The organism is Acinetobacter pseudolwoffii (genome assembly GCF_002803605.1).
Classification (GTDB): domain Bacteria; phylum Pseudomonadota; class Gammaproteobacteria; order Pseudomonadales; family Moraxellaceae; genus Acinetobacter; species Acinetobacter pseudolwoffii.
Genome location: NZ_PHRG01000001.1, coordinates 839,229 through 854,965 on the forward strand (window position 1 = coordinate 839,229; position 15,737 = coordinate 854,965).

Here is a 15,737-nt window from a genome sequence, read left to right on the forward strand (position 1 = left end):
ATCTTGCGAATGAGGAATATATTCCGCAAGTTCTCATATCCGAATATTTAAGCTCTCATGAGAACAAAATAAACCCGCTTTCGAGCGGGTTTATTTTCTGGAGAATGACGATAATATTATTTTTAAGATCGAATAAGAACTCTTATCAGATCATAAATTTCAAAAAAATTTCGGCCAATTTAGCTGCCCTTTTTCACCAGATAATGAAATTCTTTATTACCATTTTCATCCAGACACTCTTCCTGCAACAGCAATTCATGTCCCAAGTGCATGCAAAATTTTGGAATATCCCAAGAGGTTGAATTATCGGTAGCAAACACCTCAACTACATCACCGGCTTTAGATTTACGAATGGCCTGATGCAACATCATGACTGGCTCAGGACAGCGTAAACCTCGGGTATTTAATTGCAGGCTTGGGATAATTTCAGTTGGGGACATCGATAGACTCAAGAGTGGAAGACTGAAAATATTTTAGCATAATCCCGCTCGGGCATTGCGGCTTTGCCAAAGTACACACGACTAAACGCGGCCCTGACTGATACGATCATGCCTGCACATCATATTTACAATAGACAAGCGTATTTTCTGCGGTATGATAAAACCACGTTTTTTTAGATATTAAGAGTCTTCAGGAAAAATCATGCACGAGGAATCAGGCCCGTCGTGGGGTATGCGCGGCTTACGTAAATGGCTGGGAACTGCACCCGAAACTCGCGACGAACTGCTAAAATTAGTACAAGATTCACGTCGATTTTTAGAACCCGATACTGTTGCCATGCTTGAAGGTGTACTTGACCTTCCGGCAACCAAAATTCGCGAAGTCATGACGCCTCGCACGTCGATGATCAGCTTACAGGAAGATGACCAACTGCTGGATATCCTGCATGTGTTGGTCGAATCTGCGCATTCGCGTTTTCCGGTCTTTTCCTCCGATCAAACCGATAATGTGGTCGGCATTCTATTGGCCAAGGATTTATTGCCTTTTCTGACCGAACCAACCTCCAAAGTCGATATTCGCGCACTGATGCGTCAACCCTTATTTGTGCCAGAGAGCGCCCGTTCCGATCAGGTGCTGCGGATGCTGAAAAACACCCAGACCCATATTGCCGTGGTGATTGATGAATACGGCACCACCTCGGGTCTGGTCACGCTGGAAGATATTCTGGAAGAAATTGTTGGTGAAATTGAAGATGAACATGACAATGCCGATGAAGAGGCGCAGTTCATTGTTCCGGATAACGATCCAAACACCGCCAATACCTGGATAGTACAAGCTCTGACCCCGATTGAGCATTTCAATAATATGCTGGATGCGAATTTTTCTGACGATGAAGTGGAAACCATGGGCGGCTTGTTATTACAGGAAATTGGTCTGGTGAACGATCTTGAAGGTCAGACCATTGAACTGGAAAACTGGCAATTTACCATTCTTGAAGCAGATTCACGCTCTATTCACCTAATTCGAGCCGTGCGCCAATGAGAGCGTATTTCGACAAGCTGTTGAGTTCTGATCAACAGCAAAAACCGTTACCGCTGATCTATCCTGTTTTAATTGCCTTATTTGCAGGTGCTATCTTCAGTTTGGCATTGGCTCCCTATCATTACTGGTGGCTGGCCATCCTGTCTCCGGCACTACTCTATGCCTGCCTGCGTGGACGTAGTGCCAAACAGGCCTTTGGAATTGGCTGGGCCTATGGAATTGGCCTATGGTTTGTGGGCGCATTCTGGCTGTATACCTCAATTCATGTCTACGGCGATACCAGTGCATTTCTCAGTGTTGTAATGATCTTGATCATGGCACTGGTGATGGGCCTGTTTAGCGCCGTTCAAACCTTTGTCTATCGCCGCTTTTTCCCGGAAACCCCTTTGACCTTTGCCCCGCTTTGGGTTCTGTTTGAATGGTCTAAAACCTGGGTCTTTACCGGTTTCCCGTGGTTGTTTGCCGGCTATGCCTTTACCGAACGCTACCTAGATGCCTATGCACCTCTGTTTGGGGTGTTTGGGGTATCTTTTGTCGTGATTATTCTGGCCTGTACACTGGTCGAAATTCTGAACCGACGTCTGTTCTGGGCGGTTCCTGCTGCAATTTTACTATTCGGTGCCTGGGGCGCGGCTCAATTGAGTTTTGTGCAACCAAAGAATGAAAAGCCGCTTACGGTTTCTCTGATTCAGGGCAATATTCCGCAAGATCTGAAATGGCTGACTGAATATCAGGTAAAAACTTTATTGATTTATGCCAATCTGAGCAAGACCGAATGGGGCCGTGACCTGATTGTCTGGCCAGAGTCCTCGATTCCGATGTTCCAGACCGATATTGAAGCTTTTCTCGAAGCGATGAAAGTACAGGCTGAAAAATCCGGTACGGCTTGGGTGACCGGCATTCCGTATTGGGACTTACCAGAATCACAGGCTGCGGGTTATCCGAAATATTACAACAGCATTATGGCCACGGGTGATGAGTCGGATGGTTTGTATAAAAAACAGCGCCTGGTGCCCTTTGGTGAATATATCCCGCTGTCAGGCTGGTTAAGCTGGGTATTGCCAGGTTTACAGAATGATCCCTCTATGAGCGGCTTTACCCGTGGTGCGGACAATCAAAAACCATTGAATGTGAAAAACCATCCTTTAGGTTCCGCAATTTGTTATGAGGTTGCTTATCCAAACCTGACACGCCGCAATGCCAGTCAAAGTGACTTTTTAGTTACGGTCTCGAACGATGCCTGGTTTACCGGCACGGCAGGACCTTTGCAGCATCTACAAATGGTGCAAATGCGCGCCAAGGAAAATGGCCGATGGTTTATCCGTGCCACCAATACCGGCGTGACCGCCTTTATTGACCACAATGGCCATATTGTGAAAAAAGCCCCGATGGATCAGGAAGCGGTACTGCGGGGTGAACTTCCAGCCATGCAAGGCGAAACACCTTATATGAAACTGAGTGATTGGCCGGTGATGATCTTCTCGATTCTGCTCTTGCTGGTGGGCTGGCGCTTCCGTCCCCGTAAAGTGGATGTCAGCTTTAAGTCGAGAAGATAATTTCTCCAAGTCCCTCTTTTACAAAAGGGGATTTAGGGGGATTACTAGATATAACATCTTATCAATCTCTCCTAAGCTCCCTTTACGAAAGGGACGGACACTCAAGGCAATAAAAAACCGAGGTCAATGCCTCGGTTTTTTATATTTCAAATTTTAGAACTGAACTGCTAGATAAGAAATCATACTGGCGAGGGATAACATCGGAAGATAGCGGTAAGTTTGCACCATCATATTTTCGAATACAGACATCTGCCGTTGTTTTAATTGCAATACCGAGGCTTTCAATGCCGACCAGAAACACAATGCAAATAATGAACTCATCAAACTGATGGCAAAAAAACCTACCATAATCTGGCTGCTACCCTCGGTAGTCTGCCATAAATGCAGAATGCCCTGACTAATCGGTAACATGCTTAAAACCAAAAGAACAGATTTCAGCATCGACCAATGAAATTGGTTTATTTCATCCCCTAAGATTAATGCTTTCATATTCTTCTCCGTTGGCTCATCAAGTGCCGTTCAGATCATTATGAGCCTTTTTGGGTAAATAGAAAGTCTATATTTATTCATATTTTATGATAATTGTAATAGATAAATATGGGAATAATTCTTATTATAACTCGCATATACAAATTATTAATTAATTACAATAAATATCAAAAACTTAGATTATAACTTATAATTAAGAGTTATTATCACTTCACTTAGTATTGAAAACATCTATTAAGTGAAGTGATATATTCCATCTATTGAGAGTTTATATTGATTCTCAATCAAGGCTGATAATAAATATCAGCATCGGTGCCTTCACCACCCGACTGACCATCTGCACCGAATGAATACAGATCAAAAGTACGACCATTTGTGCCCGGCATCACATATTGCAGATCATTATCCCAACTGTCTTTAGGATAGCCGCCCTTGACATAGCCGCCCGGCAACCAGTTTTTCGCAGTCGCTGGCTGATTCACCAGTGCATCCAGACCACCTTCCTGCATGCTTGGATATTTGCCATTGTCCAGCTTATATTGGTCCAGTGAACCAGCAATACTCTGTAACTTGATCACAGTGGTATCCACTTTGGCCTTTTCACCGCGTCCCATCACGTTCGGTACAATCAGTGCAGCAAGCACACCGAGAATCACAATCACCACCATCACTTCGATTAAGGTAAAGCCCGTCTGTTTATTTAATTGATTCCTTTTCATTCAATCTCTCTCATTCATTTGCATCATTCACAACATTCAATTTAATTTTAATACCACAGGAATTTTAACTTGATTCTGTTTAAATCATATTATTCATATTGACGATTGGCAGCATCACCGCAATCACAATGACCAAAACAATACTGGCCATTAGCACCAGCATTAAAGGTTCCAATAAGGCCAGTAAAGTCGAAATCAGCGTGGTGACTTCCCGATCCTGCATCTGTGATGCACGCTCCAGCATGCGATCCAGTTCGCCCGAGGCTTCGCCACTTTTGATCATTTGTACCATCATCGGCGGAAAATAACCACTGCGCTCCAGCTGGGTTGCCAGGTTGCCGCCTTCGGTGACTTTTTCCGCTGCCAGATTGACCGCATCACGAATCACCCAGTTATTACTGACTGCAGCGCCAATCCGTAGGGCATCGACCAGAGGCACGCCTGACTGGGTCAAAATGGATAAGGTACTGGCAAAACGTGCGGCATTAATCCCGCGTGATAATTTTCCAAATAAAGGCAGTTTCAGGGTTAAACGGTCGAAGGCATAATGCCCGGCTGTGGTTCTTAAGAATCGTATCAGCAGGGAGATGCCCAAGAAACCGCCAACCAAGAGAAATGGCCACGCAATACGAATAAAATCACTGGCTTTCATCAAGGCGACCGTAATCCACGGTAAGGCATCTTTGCTTTGATCAAAAGTCTTGACGATATCTGGCACCACATAAGTCATCAGCCCCATCACGATGGCAAAAGACATCAGCATCAGAATAATTGGATAGACCATCGCGCCTTGAATTTTTTTCTGCATGGCAAAACGGTTTTCGGTATAGTCAGCCAATTGATCCAGAATCAGATCCAGATGCCCGGAACGTTCACCGGCCGCAATGGTGGCAATATACAATTCTGGAAACCGCCCGGACTGTTGCAGACCCTGCGCCAGACTATGCCCCTCCAGAACCTTGGAACGCACCGACATCAGCAGATTTTGTACATGTACTTTTTCGCTTTGCTTGCCGACGGCGCGGATGGCTTCTTCCAGCGGAATCGCGGCGGCGACCAGGACAGATAATTGCCGGGTCATTAAGGCCAGATCATAAGCGGTAATGCTTTTTTCAAACCATTTCCGCCGATCATGTTTGTCTTTTTTCTCGACAGGATCAACAGAGACCGGAATAAGTGCTTTATCCCTTAACTGTTGCCGGATCTGACGTGCAGAATCCCCCTCCAGCACGCCTTTTTGCTGCTTTCCTGAAGCATCAAGCGCAATAAACTGATATGCAGGCATTGTAATGCTCTAATTTTCCAAAATTTTGCTTAACGCTGTTGCGTCAGACCACCGAAATCATTCATATTCTTTGATATAAATTATCTGCTCACTCTACCATAATCGAACTTTAAGCACGACGAAATTTCTTCAGGATATCCAGCGCCAGATATGCAAAATTCTCATACCGATTCTAGTCCACTTTATCGCGTACGCGTTGCTGTACCTGTGCATGTATTCGATTGTTTTGATTACAGTATGAATGCAGAACAATTTGAGCAGGCCCAGGTCGGCGCACGCGTATTGGTGTCTTTTGGACGACAGAATCTGGTTGGGGTGATTATCGAAAAGCTCTCCGCAGATACTCCTGTCGACCCACGTTTTAAACTCAAGCCCGTCACTGAATTGCTGGATGAACGTGCCATCATAGACCCTAAAGTTTTAAGTTTGTTGACATGGTCGGCACAGTATTATCAGTTTCCGATGGGTGAAGTGGTGCACAGTGCCCTGCCAACGCTGTTACGCCGAGGTAAGCCTTATAACCTGCTGGCCCGCACCTGGAAACTTCTGAACCCTGATGCTGAAGCTAAAATACGCCGTTCGGAAAAGCAGCAGGAAGCCTACCGGATTTTAAAACTGCATCCGGTTGGCACCACTGAAAATGTATTGAATTTGGCCGGAATTGAAACTGCGATCTTAAAAGCACTGGAGAAAAAAGAGATTTGTACCTGTGTGCTGGAGCCACAAGATTTCAGTCCACAGCCAATGCAATTGGCGCAAATGCCGCTGACCGCTAATCCTGAACAGAAACATGCCATTGATCAGGTATTAAAGTATCGCAATCAATATCAGGCTTTTTTACTGGATGGTCTGACCGGCAGCGGCAAAACCGAAGTCTATCTACAAATCATGCAACAGGTGCTGAAACAGGGCAAGCAGGTTTTGGTGCTGGTGCCGGAAATTGGTCTGACCCCGCAAACGATTAGCCGTTTCCAGTCGCGTTTTCAGTGTCATATCGCGCTATTGCATTCAGGCCTAAATGATACAAAACGTCTGCAAGCCTGGCAGGCAGCAGAAACTGGCAAAGCTTCAATCATCCTCGGCACACGTTCCGCCATCTATACCCCCATACCGAATTTAGGTCTGATCATTCTGGATGAAGAACATGATTTGTCTTTTAAGCAGCAGGAAGGCTTCCGCTATCATGCCCGCGATGTCGCCCTGTACCGCGGCCATTTACAGCAATGTCCAGTGCTGCTGGGATCAGCGACGCCAAGCATTGACAGTTATGCGCTGGTTGAACATGGCAAAATGCAGGTGCTGGAGCTGAATCAACGTGCCGGCACAGCCTTAATGCCGAAAATCCATATTCTGGATTTAAAGGTGGCACAGAAAAAGCATGGCATCAGTCTGCAACTGATTCAGGACATCAAAAAGCGTCTGGAGAAAAAAGAACAGGTACTGATCTTTTTAAACCGCCGTGGCTATGCGCCCGTCCTGCTTTGTGGCAGTTGTGGCTGGCAGGCACAATGTCCGCACTGCGATGCCAATTTTACTGTGCATCGCCAGCCTTATCAGCATCTGCATTGCCATCACTGTGGCACCATTCACCGAATGCCGGAGCACTGTCCGCAGTGTCAGCATCAGGAACTGGTCACACTGGGTATGGGCACTGGCAAGGTCGAAGAACATCTGAATGAACTTTTTCCAGATCATGAAGTGATTCGGGTCGATCGCGATTCCACCAGCCGGGTGGGTAGCTGGCAAAAAATCTATGACAAGATTCAAAAAAGTGAACCCGCGATTCTGCTCGGCACCCAGATGCTGGCCAAAGGGCATCATTTTCCTTATGTGACGCTGGTGGCGATTCTGGATATTGATTCCGGTCTGCTCAGTGTGGATTTCCGTGCCACCGAACGTACCGCACAACTGATCGTTCAGGTCGCAGGCCGGGCTGGACGTGGTGAACACAAAGGCGATGTCTATTTGCAGACGCTCAGACCGGATCATGCCCTGCTGAATACCTTGGTCAATGAAAATTATCGTGTGTTTGCCCAGCAGACCTTAAAGGAACGGCAAATTGCCCAGATGCCGCCTTATCGTTATGCCATCCTGATTCGCTGCGAATCCAAGGATCAGGCACAAAACACCGAATTCTTACAGAAACATGCGGCATTCCTCAGGCAATATCCTGATCTGGCGCTGGACATCTGGGGGCCAATTCCTGCGCCGATGGAACGTAAGGCTGGGCGCTATCAGTCGCATATGGTGCTCTTGTCAGCAGATCGTCCACGTTTGCATTACTATGTGCGCAGCTGGTGGCAGAATATGCTGCAGGACAAACCTTCCAGCATGAAGCTGACACTGGACATTGACCCGCAAGAACTCAGCTAAGAGAATTGCATCTGAGTCCATGTCCCGGACATACGCATCAACGTCTGGATCAAGCATAAAATTTAGGACAGGAAAATGTCGATACTGTTACAAATAACACTGGTTTTGGTGGTCGCACTGTTAATAGTGCCACTGAGTAAAAGGCTCAGACTACCAAGCGTACTGGGCTATCTGTTAACAGGACTGATCTTAAGTCCGGGTGTTTTGCATCTGATTCAGACTCCAGACCTGATGAACAGTTTCATGAACGTCAGCCTGCTGGCACTGCTGTTCTGGATCGGGCTGCAACTCAGACCACAACGCATCGCCCAGATCAGTCAATCTCTGTGGATGACGGCTGCTTTGCAGGTACTAATGAGCACCTTGATTTTTAGCCTGCTGGCCTGGATTTTTCTACAACAAAGCCTGCTGGCCAGTATTGTGATTGGACTTGCTGGCAGTCTGTCAGCCATGACCTTGGTGATTCAACAACTCCACAATCAGGAACAGTTTGCCACCAGCTATGGTCAACAGACCTATTCAATCCTGCTGCTGCATGCCCTGCTGGCCATTCCTGTGATTGCCGCCATTCCTTTATTTGCCGGGATTCGTTCGACCGAACACGGAGTGGCTTATTTTGCCGCAATGATCACCACTTTTACCGGCTTGTTCCTGTGTAATCGCTATCTGATGCAGCCACTATATCGCTGGATTGCAAAAAGTGGCAGTCACGAACTGCATGCCATTGTGGCGATTGCGGTAACTTTGGCACTGCTGCTCTTGATGAGTACGCTTGGACTGAATCTGTTTCTTGGCGCTTTATTTGCCGGGATTTTACTGGCAGATACAGATTTCCGGCCCGCGGTAGAAAGCACCATTCGGCCTTTTCAGGGCTTATTGATGGGCCTAGCCTTTATCAGTCTGGGTATGTCACTGCAACTGCCCGATCTGTTGAATTTCCGTTGGATCATTTTAGGCGGCACTCTAGCTTTAATCTTGGTCAAATTTGCCATGACTTTGGCCTTGGCGCGTTATCATCAAAATAGCTGGCGCAATAGTACTTTGTTAGCAGCTAGTCTGGCGCAAGGCGGCGAATTTGCCTTGCTGGCGCTGGTGATTGCGGTATCCGACCAGATCATTGCAGCCAATCTGCTGTCTCCCTTGCTCTGGATGGTGAGTTTCTCATTGTTACTTAGCCCGGCATTTTACTGGTTATTACACAGTCAGGTTTTACCGCGTCTGGATCAAAACAATCATCTGGCAGCCACCTTCGAAACCGATTCCAGTCCTCAAGCCAGCCCCCCTATTTTGCTGATTGGATTTGGCCGCTTTGGACAAATTATTGCCCGGATTTTACTGCAACAACAGCATGTATTTAGTGTCATGGACAGCAATGTGCCAGCCACTGAACTGCTTGCGCAGTATCAGATCCCTTTCTATCAGGCTGATGCGACAGAGCCAGAAACTTTGGCACATGCAGGAATTGCGATGGCCCAGCAAGTGATTATTGCCATTGATGATATTGAAAATTCGATGCTGATGGTGCGGCATATCCGGCTGAATTATCCTGAAACTTGTTTATGGGTACGCGCACGTGATCGTCATCATGTGCATCTGTTACAGGATTTAGGTGTAGAGAAAATCTGGCGTGAAAACTACTTTTCAGCACTGGAAATGAGTGAGGCTTTGTTAAGCCAGTTGAATACTGCTCCGGAAGAAAGTCAGCAACAGATTGAATACTTCCGCGCACATGATGAAAAATTACTCAACAGTCAACACCATCTGGATTCGGATCAACACGCAAGTTATGAACATCACCGCAGTAGCTTGGCAGAACTCGAACATCTGTTTGCGCAGGATCAACGCAACAAAGTTCAAAAAACAGATACACAGCCGCAACAGGATACAAACGGCGCAGGAATTGATGCGTTAAGAGATGATCTGTCATAACTTGTGTTTTACAATAATGACACCATTAAAGCAGGGTTATGGAGAATTTTATGTCTGATTTACGCCAACGCTTTTTTATTGAAGATAGCCCTGTTCGTGGTGAAGTGGTGCATCTTGAAGAAGCTTTACAAACCATTTTAGCGCAACGTGACTATGCACCTGCGGTCAAGATTCTGTTGGGTGAAATGCTCACTGCGACTGCACTGCTTGCCAGCACCTTGAAGATTAAAGGGCGTATCAGCCTGCAAATTCAGGCATCAGGCACATTTAAATGGGCAATGGCTGAATGCAACCACCTGGGTGAAGTTCGCGCTTTGGCGGACTATGAAGAAGATCCGCACTTTCTGGTGGGTGAAGACAGCAGCACCATCTTAAAGTCACTGGTTTCTCCAGTGCTGTTTATCAATATCGAACCAGAATTTGGTGAGCGTTATCAAGGTATTGTGCCGCTGGACAAAGAAAATCTGGCTGGCTGCCTCATGCAGTATTATGACCTGTCTGCACAGATTCCAACGCGCATTGTACTGGCAAGCGACCATCAGCGCGCCGGTGGTTTACTGATTCAGCTATTGCCACGGAATAGTGAAGAAGAACAGCGCCGTGTTGATGAAGATTTATGGCCGCGTCTGACCATGCTCACTGAAACCTTGAAAACTGAAGAACTAATCGGCCTGCAAGCCACTGACATTCTTTACCGTTTATATAATGAAGAAGAAGTGCGCTTGCCAGAAACTGAAGCCTTGAAATTTGGCTGTACCTGCTCTAAAGAGCGCTGTGCAGTGGCCTTACAACAGATTGGCGTAGAATCAATACGTGAAACACTGGAATTCCAGAATCCGATCAAAATGGATTGTCAGTTCTGTAATAGCCAATATACCTTTACAGCCGAAGAGGCCTTAGGTCTATGTGGTGAACATCTAAGCTAAACGGTGCTAAGCATGAGTTTAAAAAAGCATTCCTCAGGAGTGCTTTTTTATGTTTTAAAATTTACATGACGAAGCTCAACAGAGCATATTTACCTCCAGTAGAAAACCTGCCTATTCACTGAATCAGATCCTCAGATAAACCCCACCTCAAAATCCCATTTAAATTATAAGACTATTCACATTAACAAAGACCAAATAATCATCGTTTTAAAAAAATTATGAGAATACAATCACATTTTATAGTATTGATTTAATTATGCTTTTAAAATAAATTAGAGTAATAATTCTAAAATGAATACAGTATCAAATTTAACAGGTATGTTATGAAAAAATTATTGAACACTCTAGTGATGGGGATAAGTTTGGCTGCGGTTTCTAGCTTGGCCTTTGCCTATGAAGATCCGTTAGTGGGTAAATGGAAAACCATTGATGATCAATCAGGCTATTCTCGTGCGGATGTAGAAGTTCGTAAGAAAGCGGATGGTAGCTATGAAGGAATAATTGTCGCAACACGTAGCTTGCCTGGCGCAGAGAAAATGGGTATCTGTCATAAATGTCCAGGTCAGCTCAAAGACAAACCGTTTATAGGCCTGCCGTTTATCTGGGATTTTAAAGCAGATCCGAAAAAGCCACGTGAATACCATGACGGCAAAGTGCTTGATCCGATCAGTGGCAAAATTTACAAAGGCAAAGCACGCCTAAGCGCCAATGGCAAACGTCTAACCTTGCGTGGTTATGTCGGTGTCTCAGTAATTGGCCGCAGTGTAACCTGGATAAAACATTAATTTCAGAAAGATTTTCAAAGCCTCTGTATCAGGGGCTTTTTCTTTGTCATGATTTGAAACAATAAGGTACAAATAAAAACTGTTTTGGCGCGGCTAAAGTCATAATAATGGATCGAAGACGGTTATTTTTTATCCATTTATGATGATCAATCTTCAGCCTTGTTCAATTCTGTCATCAGGTCTGCTTTGCCGTCCTCATAGGGCAGCGTATATTCAACACAGGAAAGTGTTTGAACACACTCGGTCAATAAAACATAAAACTATAAAAACAGCGTTCACTTTCACCTTCTCTTATTCGCGCGTTCCTGAGGCATTGAATACCGGAACATATCGATTTTTTTCTCGTGATCATTTGAGTCATCACTCTGAGTCTGCATATCCGAAGAATAGAAAGCGTTTTACTTCAGCACCTTTTCATTCTCTCAATTTTGCACACTTGGCTGTTTAAGGAGTAGAGCCATGACTACAATTCAGTACCAAGAAAGCTTTTCACAGGACTATACCCCGTCAGAAATTATGGACGATCACTCATTTGACCTCATCCACTTCGCAGAAGCATGCGGACAAAGCCCGGAATGGGTCATGCAATTGATTGAACATGGAATTCTGCCCGATCGTTCTCCTATCACGCCAGCCAGCACTTTCCTCGGTGAGGATATTTCACGTGCACAACGCGCCTATCGCCTGCAACGCGATTTTGATGCGTCATTTACCGCAGTCGCGATGATGCTGGACCTCATCGATGAAGTGCAGGAGTTACGCCGCGAGGTCAAACATTTGCATTTTAAGTAAGTCCTTTGATGCTCTGTCTATCTGTATCTTTCGCTGCAGATCAGGGCATATTTATTTTTAATTTGATGATTAGAGTATAAAAAGCGCTATGAAAACCAAAGATTGTAATAAAAAAATGAAATACATGTTTCCCGAATACCGCGACTTGATTGTGCAACTTCGCGAGGAAAATCCATACTTTGCCAAATTATTTGAGGAACATAATGAGCTGGACAGGAAAATTAGTCAGCTTGAACTCGATCCGGTCAATCATATCAACAATGATATTGAAGCGATCAAGCGCAAAAAATTGAAACTGAAAGATGAAATTTATCGTCTGTTAAAAAGTTCGGAAGCGGATCCCCTGACCTAATATCCGCCGGATAATACACGCTGAAATCGTCAATCTAATCATTGGCAGCCGCTAGTCCGGTTCAGGGACTTTTGCCAGCTGTACCCAGATTCGTTGGTGCATAAAAAAGCCCCGAACCAAGCAAAGTAATCACTTTGACCAGGCTCAGGGCTTTTTATATCTCATTCCCGCGAGTTAACTCACGGGAATTCAGACGATTAAACTTGTTCGATGTCTTTCATCGTCAATTTGATACGGCCACGGTTGTCAACATCTGCAACCTGAACCTTCACTTCTTGACCTTCTTTCAATACATCTGCCACGTTGGCAATGCGTTCGTTTGAAATTTGAGAGATATGAAGCAAGCCATCTGTACCCGGAAGGATATTAACGAATGCACCGAATTCAACGATACGAATGACTTTACCTACGTAAATTGTACCTGGCTCGATTTCAGCAGTAAGCGCCTGGATTTTTGCAACCGCAGCAGCAGCGGCCGCTTTAGTTTCACCAAATACGCGAACTGTACCGTTATCTTCGATATCGATTGCCGCTTTAGTTTCTTCAGTAATCGCACGAATTGTCGCGCCGCCTTTACCAATCACATCACGGATTTTGTCCGGGTTGATGTTGATCACCTGGAAAGTCGGGGCATGCATAGAAATTTCAGGACGAGCGCGTGAAATCACTTGGTTCATTTCATTCAAGATGTGCATACGACCAGCATAAGCCTGGTTCAACGCAGACTCCATGATCTCTTCAGTAATGCCTTCGATCTTGATGTCCATTTGCAGTGCAGTAATACCGTTTGCAGAACCTGCCACTTTAAAGTCCATGTCGCCAAGGTGATCTTCGTCACCCAGGATGTCAGAAAGCACTGCGAAACGTTCGCCTTCTTTCACAAGACCCATCGCGATACCAGCAACTGGTGCTTTCAATGGAACACCTGCATCCATAAGTGATAGAGAAGCACCACATACAGAAGCCATTGAAGATGAACCGTTCGATTCTGTGATGTCAGATACGATACGGATCACGTACGGGAAGCGGTCAGCTGCAGGAAGAACCGCTTGAACACCACGGCGCGCTAGACGACCGTGACCGATTTCACGACGCTTAGGACCAGATTCACGACCCGTTTCACCTACAGAGTATGCAGGGAAGTTATAGTGAAGCATGAAGTTGTCAGTTTTCGTACCTGCAAGGGTATCAACCATCAACGCATCACGGGTGTTACCCAAAGTTGTTGTGACCAACGCCTGAGTTTCACCACGTGTGAACAATGCAGAACCGTGTGCACGGCCTAACACGCCCACTTGTACATCGATTGCACGAACAGTTTTGGTATCACGACCATCAATACGTGGCTTACCAGACAAGATGTTGTCACGAACCGTGCGGTATTTAAGATCTTCAAAGAGTTCGTTTACTTCGTCAGCAATACCTGTTTCATCTTCTTCAGGAACGAACTGAGCAACCGCTTCTGCGTGAAGTGCATCAAGTGCTGCATAACGATCTTGTTTCACAGCAATTGTGTAGGCTTCAGAGATTTTCGCTTCAAATGCATCTTTTAATTGACCAAGAAGCGCTTCATTTTTGCTTGGAGCAACCCAAGTTGACTCAACTGCGCCAGCTGCTGCAGCAAATTCTTTAATCGCTTGAATCGCGATTTGCATTTCGTCATGACCGAACAATACAGCGCCCAGCATTTGGTCTTCTGAAAGTTCTTTCGCTTCAGATTCAACCATCAATACTGCAGCTTCAGTACCTGCAACAACCAGATCAAGATCAGACTCTTTTAACTGTTCGTGGTTCGGGTTCAGGATGTATTCACCGTTGATCAAACCAACGCGCGCGCCGCCGATTGGACCACGGAAAGGCGTACCCGCAATCGACAATGCAGCAGAAGTACCCAGCATTGCAGCAATGTCAGCATCCATGGTTTTGTCAGATGAAATTACTGTTGCAGTCACTTGAATTTCGTTGAAGTAACCTTCTGGGAACAATGGACGAATTGGACGGTCGATCAGACGTGAAATTAAAGTTTCAGCTTCAGACTGACGGCCTTCACGCTTACCATAACCACCCGGGATACGGCCTGCAGCATATTGCTTTTCTTGGTAGTTAACAGTCAATGGGAAGAAGTCTTGACCGGCTTTTGCTTTAGGTTGCGCTACAACAGCAACAAGAACCTGTACGCCGCCCATGGTAATCACAACAGTGTTTGCTTGACGTGCAACGCGACCTGTTTCAAGAATCACGTTGTGTTGACCGAATTGGAATTCTTTACGAATAATATTAAACATCGACATGTTTTATTTTTTCCTAGTTCTTGTGAACAATTATTCTAGTGGAGACCCCTAAGGTTTGGCATTCACGACCATATAGACGAACAAATGACAAAGCTTAGAAGCCGACCTCACCAGATTAAATACTATTTTTAAACACAAAGAAGGAGCGAAACATTCGCCCCTTCCACTGGCCTAGCCAAAAGCTAAACCGACTTTAGTTTTCAGCAATAAAGCACAAAGCATGCAATAACCCGAAAATAAAGTTTAAATCGAATTAACGACGTAAACCTAAAGCACCGATCAATGCTACATAACGACCGTGGTCTTTACCATTTAGGTAGTCAAGCAGCTTACGACGTTGGTTAACCATACGGATTAGACCGCGACGGCTATGGTGGTCGTGTTTGTGCTCTTTGAAGTGACCTTGTAAGTCATTGATTTGAGCAGTCAAAAGAGCTACTTGAACTTCTGGTGAACCAGTGTCGTTTTCAGCGCGTGCGAATTTAGCAATGATCTCTGCGCGATCTGCGTTAGTTAAAGCCATTCGATTTCTCCGAGATGCTTATATATTTTGATAAAAATCAATGTAATGAGAATTCAAAACTTTGACTGCCGTGCATCACTACAGCAAGTTGCATATTTTAAGGGAAAATGCGCCAAATTGCAAAAATAGATCAGCACTTTTGAATGTTTTCAATCGGTGATTTATTTAAAGCGAAGCTGTCGTCCATTGATCCTGAGTTATTCAAGATCTGTACTGTTTTAAGCGAGATCGTCTA

General features: G+C 45.2%; 14 protein-coding genes. 8 read left to right on the forward strand and 6 right to left on the reverse strand.

The annotated features are described in order from the left end of the window. Positions 1 to 179 precede the first annotated feature (179 nt). On the reverse strand, positions 180 to 440 hold the full coding sequence (gene tusA, locus CWI32_RS03905) for a sulfurtransferase TusA (protein ID WP_005095362.1): 261 nt from the start codon (positions 438 to 440) through the stop codon (positions 180 to 182). Positions 441 to 642: 202 nt separating this feature from the next. Between tusA and CWI32_RS03910 the strand changes: the two genes are divergently transcribed. Then, on the forward strand, positions 643 to 1,482 hold the full coding sequence (locus tag CWI32_RS03910) for a CorC family transporter (RefSeq protein WP_005095361.1): 840 nt from the start codon (positions 643 to 645) through the stop codon (positions 1,480 to 1,482). Further along, positions 1,479 to 3,038, forward strand: coding sequence for an apolipoprotein N-acyltransferase (lnt, locus tag CWI32_RS03915; RefSeq protein ID WP_100534675.1), 1,560 nt, complete (start codon positions 1,479 to 1,481; stop codon positions 3,036 to 3,038). The genes CWI32_RS03910 and lnt overlap by 4 nt, the downstream gene beginning before the upstream one ends. A 153-nt stretch (positions 3,039 to 3,191) precedes the next feature. Here the strand turns inward: lnt and CWI32_RS03920 are convergent, their stop codons facing one another. From CWI32_RS03920 to gspF, 3 genes are all read right to left on the reverse strand, one after another. Beyond that, entirely contained in the window at positions 3,192 to 3,527 is a 336-nt protein-coding gene (locus CWI32_RS03920; protein ID WP_005095358.1) for a hypothetical protein, read from the reverse strand. Positions 3,528 to 3,811: 284 nt separating this feature from the next. Further along, positions 3,812 to 4,246, reverse strand: coding sequence for a type II secretion system major pseudopilin GspG (gene gspG, locus CWI32_RS03925; protein WP_005095357.1), 435 nt, complete (start codon positions 4,244 to 4,246; stop codon positions 3,812 to 3,814). 79 nt (positions 4,247 to 4,325) lie between these two features. Further along, positions 4,326 to 5,531, reverse strand: coding sequence for a type II secretion system inner membrane protein GspF (gspF, locus tag CWI32_RS03930; RefSeq protein ID WP_074383949.1), 1,206 nt, complete (start codon positions 5,529 to 5,531; stop codon positions 4,326 to 4,328). A gap of 150 nt (positions 5,532 to 5,681) precedes the next feature. On the opposite strand from gspF, the gene CWI32_RS03935 reads away from it, so the two are divergent. From CWI32_RS03935 to CWI32_RS03960, 6 genes are all read left to right on the forward strand, one after another. Further along, a complete protein-coding gene (locus CWI32_RS03935; protein WP_100534676.1) occupies positions 5,682 to 7,904 on the forward strand; it encodes a primosomal protein N' in 2,223 nt (740 codons plus the stop codon). 75 nt (positions 7,905 to 7,979) lie between these two features. Then, a complete protein-coding gene (locus tag CWI32_RS03940; RefSeq protein WP_100534677.1) occupies positions 7,980 to 9,833 on the forward strand; it encodes a cation:proton antiporter domain-containing protein in 1,854 nt (617 codons plus the stop codon). Positions 9,834 to 9,883: 50 nt separating this feature from the next. Continuing rightward, entirely contained in the window at positions 9,884 to 10,759 is an 876-nt protein-coding gene (gene hslO / locus CWI32_RS03945; protein WP_005095347.1) for an Hsp33 family molecular chaperone HslO, read from the forward strand. A gap of 323 nt (positions 10,760 to 11,082) precedes the next feature. Continuing rightward, the gene (locus tag CWI32_RS03950; RefSeq protein ID WP_005095344.1) at positions 11,083 to 11,544 is read left to right on the forward strand and encodes a DUF2147 domain-containing protein; all 462 of its coding nucleotides are present in this window, start codon (positions 11,083 to 11,085) and stop codon (positions 11,542 to 11,544) included. A gap of 459 nt (positions 11,545 to 12,003) precedes the next feature. Beyond that, entirely contained in the window at positions 12,004 to 12,336 is a 333-nt protein-coding gene (locus tag CWI32_RS03955; protein WP_074383946.1) for a chaperone modulator CbpM, read from the forward strand. 88 nt (positions 12,337 to 12,424) lie between these two features. Next, positions 12,425 to 12,688 (forward strand): HP1242/YdcH family protein, encoded by a 264-nt coding sequence (locus CWI32_RS03960; RefSeq protein ID WP_005095339.1) that lies wholly within the window; start codon positions 12,425 to 12,427, stop codon positions 12,686 to 12,688. Positions 12,689 to 12,885: 197 nt separating this feature from the next. On the opposite strand, the gene pnp is transcribed toward CWI32_RS03960, so the two are convergent. Both pnp and rpsO read right to left on the reverse strand, forming a co-directional pair. After that, the gene (gene pnp / locus CWI32_RS03965; RefSeq protein ID WP_171063368.1) at positions 12,886 to 14,973 is read right to left on the reverse strand and encodes a polyribonucleotide nucleotidyltransferase; all 2,088 of its coding nucleotides are present in this window, start codon (positions 14,971 to 14,973) and stop codon (positions 12,886 to 12,888) included. Positions 14,974 to 15,232: 259 nt separating this feature from the next. Continuing rightward, entirely contained in the window at positions 15,233 to 15,502 is a 270-nt protein-coding gene (rpsO, locus tag CWI32_RS03970; protein WP_004637724.1) for a 30S ribosomal protein S15, read from the reverse strand. Positions 15,503 to 15,737 lie beyond the last annotated feature (235 nt).

Coding starts and splice junctions, on each gene's coding strand:
- tusA (WP_005095362.1), bottom strand. CDS start 440: ATGTCCCCAACTGAAATTATCCCAAGCCTGCAATTAAATACCCGAGGT.
- CWI32_RS03910 (WP_005095361.1), top strand. CDS start 643: ATGCACGAGGAATCAGGCCCGTCGTGGGGTATGCGCGGCTTACGTAAA.
- lnt (WP_100534675.1), top strand. CDS start 1,479: ATGAGAGCGTATTTCGACAAGCTGTTGAGTTCTGATCAACAGCAAAAA.
- CWI32_RS03920 (WP_005095358.1), bottom strand. CDS start 3,527: ATGAAAGCATTAATCTTAGGGGATGAAATAAACCAATTTCATTGGTCG.
- gspG (WP_005095357.1), bottom strand. CDS start 4,246: ATGAAAAGGAATCAATTAAATAAACAGACGGGCTTTACCTTAATCGAA.
- gspF (WP_074383949.1), bottom strand. CDS start 5,531: ATGCCTGCATATCAGTTTATTGCGCTTGATGCTTCAGGAAAGCAGCAA.
- CWI32_RS03935 (WP_100534676.1), top strand. CDS start 5,682: ATGCAAAATTCTCATACCGATTCTAGTCCACTTTATCGCGTACGCGTT.
- CWI32_RS03940 (WP_100534677.1), top strand. CDS start 7,980: ATGTCGATACTGTTACAAATAACACTGGTTTTGGTGGTCGCACTGTTA.
- hslO (WP_005095347.1), top strand. CDS start 9,884: ATGTCTGATTTACGCCAACGCTTTTTTATTGAAGATAGCCCTGTTCGT.
- CWI32_RS03950 (WP_005095344.1), top strand. CDS start 11,083: ATGAAAAAATTATTGAACACTCTAGTGATGGGGATAAGTTTGGCTGCG.
- CWI32_RS03955 (WP_074383946.1), top strand. CDS start 12,004: ATGACTACAATTCAGTACCAAGAAAGCTTTTCACAGGACTATACCCCG.
- CWI32_RS03960 (WP_005095339.1), top strand. CDS start 12,425: ATGAAAACCAAAGATTGTAATAAAAAAATGAAATACATGTTTCCCGAA.
- pnp (WP_171063368.1), bottom strand. CDS start 14,973: ATGTTTAATATTATTCGTAAAGAATTCCAATTCGGTCAACACAACGTG.
- rpsO (WP_004637724.1), bottom strand. CDS start 15,502: ATGGCTTTAACTAACGCAGATCGCGCAGAGATCATTGCTAAATTCGCA.